Here is a 3,528-nt window from a genome sequence, read left to right on the forward strand (position 1 = left end):
TGACACGGTCTCCAGTGGAAAGACGAAGCTTGGAACGGATATCCTTTGGGAGCGTAATTTGGCCTTTGGCCATTACCTTGGCGTTATCAACTATAGGGGCGCTCATGCTAAAACCTCCTTGAATTTTAAAAAGTAGGACAATCCCTATTTACCCTACCATTAGTATATGCCAAACAGCGTTAAAATACAATTGCTTTTGAATATTTTGCAGGGGAGGTGCGGCATGTCAGATTTATCTTAGAACTCGGATTTACTATGCCGGCTGGGAGTTGGGAGGATAACAAAACTTATGGGATATTCAGATTTCGGCTTGCGCATAGGCGTAGAAGGCCAAAAGGAATTCAAGAACGCCATGCTGGATATCAACCGCTCCTTTAAAGTCCTAGGCAGCGAAATGGAGCTTGTGTCTGCCCAGTTTGGCAAAAACGACAAGTCAGTCGAGGCTTTGACCTCGCGAAAAGAAGTGCTTGGCAAAGAGATGGACGAACAGCGCAAGAAAACCGATGTCCTCCGCGCCGCACTTTTAAACGCCGCCGCCTCCTTTGGCGAAAACGACAAACGCACACAAGAGTGGCAGATCCAGCTAAATAAGGCAAACGCCGCGCTCATCGGCATGGAACGCGAGCTAAGCGACACAAGTAATGCCCTAGAAGATGCCGCAAAAGAAACAAACGACCTGGAGACACAAACGGAACAGCTGGGCGACGAGCTCGACAAAACGGGCAAAGACGCGGATGAGGCCGGCTCCAAGTTTAACAAACTGGGCGGCGTCCTAAAAGGCGTAGGTGTGGCGATGGGCGCTGCATTTGTGGCCGTTGGCGTTGCCGCTGCGGCTGCAGGCAGGGCGCTTGCCGGCATGTCCGTAGGCGCCGCAACGTATGCCGATGAGATACTTACCGCAGCCACAGTCACCGGGATGAGCACAGACGCGCTGCAGGCATACAGATATGCCGCCGAGCTTGTGGACGTGCCGCTTGAAACGCTGACCGGCAGCATGGCAAGAAACATACGCGCGATGGACGCGGCCCGCAGAGGGGCGAAATTACAAGCCGGGGCGTACAAGGAACTTGGCGTCTCTGTGACTGATGCCGGCGGCAATCTCCGTGACGCAGAAACGGTCTACTGGGAGACTATTGATGCGCTCGGGCGCATAAAAGATGAAACGGAGCGCAGCGCTCTCTCCATGCAGATCTTTGGCAAATCGGCGCTTGACCTTAATCCGCTTATCGCGCAGGGCTCTGCGGGCATCGCGGACTTAACCGAGGAAGCGCGGCAAATGGGCGCTGTGATGAGTGACGAGGCGCTTGCTAGTCTTGGCGCGTTTGACGATACGATGCAGCGCCTTACATCTGGTGCCGGAGCCGCAAGAAACGCTCTAGGCATGGTACTCCTGCCGCAGCTGCAAGTGCTCGCGGGTGATGGCGTGGGGCTGCTTGGCGAGTTTACGCGCGGACTAAACGAAGCTGGCGGCGACTGGACGAGAATCAGCGAAATTGTCGGTAATACAGTCGGTGGCATCGTGGATACCATCATGAAAACCGTGCCTGATATCGTAGCTCTTGGCATGGATATTATCATGTCCATTGGCAGCGCGATTACAGATAACCTCTCAATACTTGTAGACGCGGCCTCGCTGATCATCATGACGCTGCTCGACGGTTTGGTCGCGGCTCTGCCCGGGCTGGCTGAGGGCGCGCTACGGCTTGTGCTTGCTCTGGCTGATGGCATTATCGCCACCCTGCCGGTACTAATTGATGCGGCAGTCAAGATGATCGCCACCCTTGCCGGCGGCATTGGAGACGCGCTGCCGCGACTTATTCCGGCGATTGTGCAAGCTGTCGTCCTCATCGCGCGCACTCTGCTAGAGAACTTGCCGCTTGTACTGGACGCGGCGCTGCAGATTATTTTAGGCTTGGCGCGAGGGCTAGTGACCGCGCTGCCTGTGCTTGTGGCTGCGCTGCCAAAAATTATTGATGCTATCATTTCATTTCTCATCGTCGCAACCCCGCAGATAATCGAAGCTGGCATTCTGCTTCTTGTCGCGCTGGTTGCTGCTCTGCCGGAGATAATTGTCGCTGTTGCAGCGGCAATCCCGCAGATTATTGCAGCCCTTGTGGGCGGCTTTGTCGGCAGCTCTCCGCTGCTTGCCCAGGCAGGTGTGCGGGTGTTTGGCTCTTTAACTCGAGACTTGCCAAAGATTATTGCAAGCATTCTGTCTGCTGTGCCGCGCATAATCTCCGGCATTGCTGATGCGTTCTCCGGCTCGACGGGGCAAATGTCGCGCGTCGGCGGCGACCTGATTAGAGGCTTGTGGCAGGGCATATCTGACATGGGTGCATGGCTCAGAAGGCAGATTGCAGGCTTTATGGGCGGCATTGTAGGCGGCATCAAGAGTTTCTTTGGGATAAGGAGTCCGTCTTTGCTCTTTGCCGGGTTCGGCGGTGACATGGCAGCAGGCATCGGTGTAGGCTTTGAGCAGGCGATGTCACGCATCAGCGGCGATATGCAAAGGGCTGTGCCGGTTGGCTTTGCAGCGGAAAGCAAAAATGCGCAAATCGGACATGTGCACTCCGGCGAAATCACAATTAGAGGTGTGAATAACCAGGGCGAATTTATCGGCGCACTTGAACTGGTTATGGACGAGCTGCGCAAAAGCAACAGGAGGTGATGTTATGCCGGTTGGCATCTGGACGATTGATAATGATCTAATCACGCGCTACGTAAATACCCTCCGCCGCTTTGATGCGCGCCAGCTCTGGCATACCACGCTTGACGGTTTGCCACATGTAGAGACTATCGGCAACGCAACAGAAGTTATTGATGTTGAATTATGGGTGGACAAAAAAGGCAAAGAGATTATTGACAGGTGCCAGGCAAGAGGCGAGCCGGTCAACGTGAGCGACGGAACTGATACATGGGTGGGGCTAATTGCAGAGGCACCAAGCTGGGAGAAAACAAGTAAATTAAAGGGTATCTTTGCCGCTAAAATTTCAGTGAGATGCTTTCAGCCGGCAGTTTGAGGTGGTGAGTATGTGAGGCAGATTAGTCAGGAACTTTTAGAAAAGATAAAGTCAAGGCAAAAGACGCTATATAACAATGCCCAACCGGAGCTTAAAGCATATTTTAGCCGGGGCTTGACGACTGAACTTTTCCTTGTGCATACGCTCCAAAAAAGCGCTACGCTTCAAGCTATAGATGTTACCGTCAAGCGCTTGACGGTAGGCACTGCCCCGACGAAAGCTTATGCAGTTTGCGTGGATGACGGTGTGGCGGCTGTTAAATCAAAAGCACTACCATACGATGAACTGACACCTTGGCTGGATGAATTTATGGCAGCAGCAAATGTCACATCAGTAGGCATAGAGTTTGACGGGTATTGGGATAGAGACTTTAAGTCAAGGCGCTTTGACTTTGTGACAGAAGATGTGCCGTGGATTTTCTACGTGCAGAGCGGCGCCCTATATGCCCGCTACTGGCAGGAGCCCCCGATTATGCTTGCCAGTGGCGTATCAAAAATAAGTACAATCA

Annotated in this window: 4 protein-coding genes; 3 read left to right on the plus strand and 1 reads right to left on the minus strand. The window is 53.3% G+C overall.

The genetic code is table 11. The features are described 5' to 3' along the window. A partial coding sequence (locus tag KGZ92_09070; protein MBS3889413.1) for an AbrB/MazE/SpoVT family DNA-binding domain-containing protein occupies positions 1-106 on the minus strand: 106 nt, incomplete at its 3' end. Positions 107-289: 183 nt separating this feature from the next. Between KGZ92_09070 and KGZ92_09075 the strand changes: the two genes are divergently transcribed. The 3 genes from KGZ92_09075 to KGZ92_09085 all read left to right on the plus strand — a co-directional run. Then, positions 290-2,668 (plus strand): phage tail protein, encoded by a 2,379-nt coding sequence (locus tag KGZ92_09075; protein ID MBS3889414.1) that lies wholly within the window; start codon positions 290-292, stop codon positions 2,666-2,668. A 4-nt stretch (positions 2,669-2,672) separates the two neighbouring features. After that, positions 2,673-3,020 carry a hypothetical protein gene (locus tag KGZ92_09080; protein MBS3889415.1) on the plus strand — a complete coding sequence of 116 codons (348 nt, stop codon included), beginning with the start codon at positions 2,673-2,675 and terminating at the stop codon, positions 3,018-3,020. A 12-nt stretch (positions 3,021-3,032) separates the two neighbouring features. After that, positions 3,033-3,528, plus strand: a 496-nt coding sequence (locus tag KGZ92_09085; GenBank protein ID MBS3889416.1) for a hypothetical protein, incomplete at its 3' end; no start/stop codon positions are given.

The sequence above is a fragment of the Bacillota bacterium genome (genome assembly GCA_018333655.1).
GTDB lineage: Bacteria > Bacillota > UBA994 > UBA994 > UBA994 > BS524.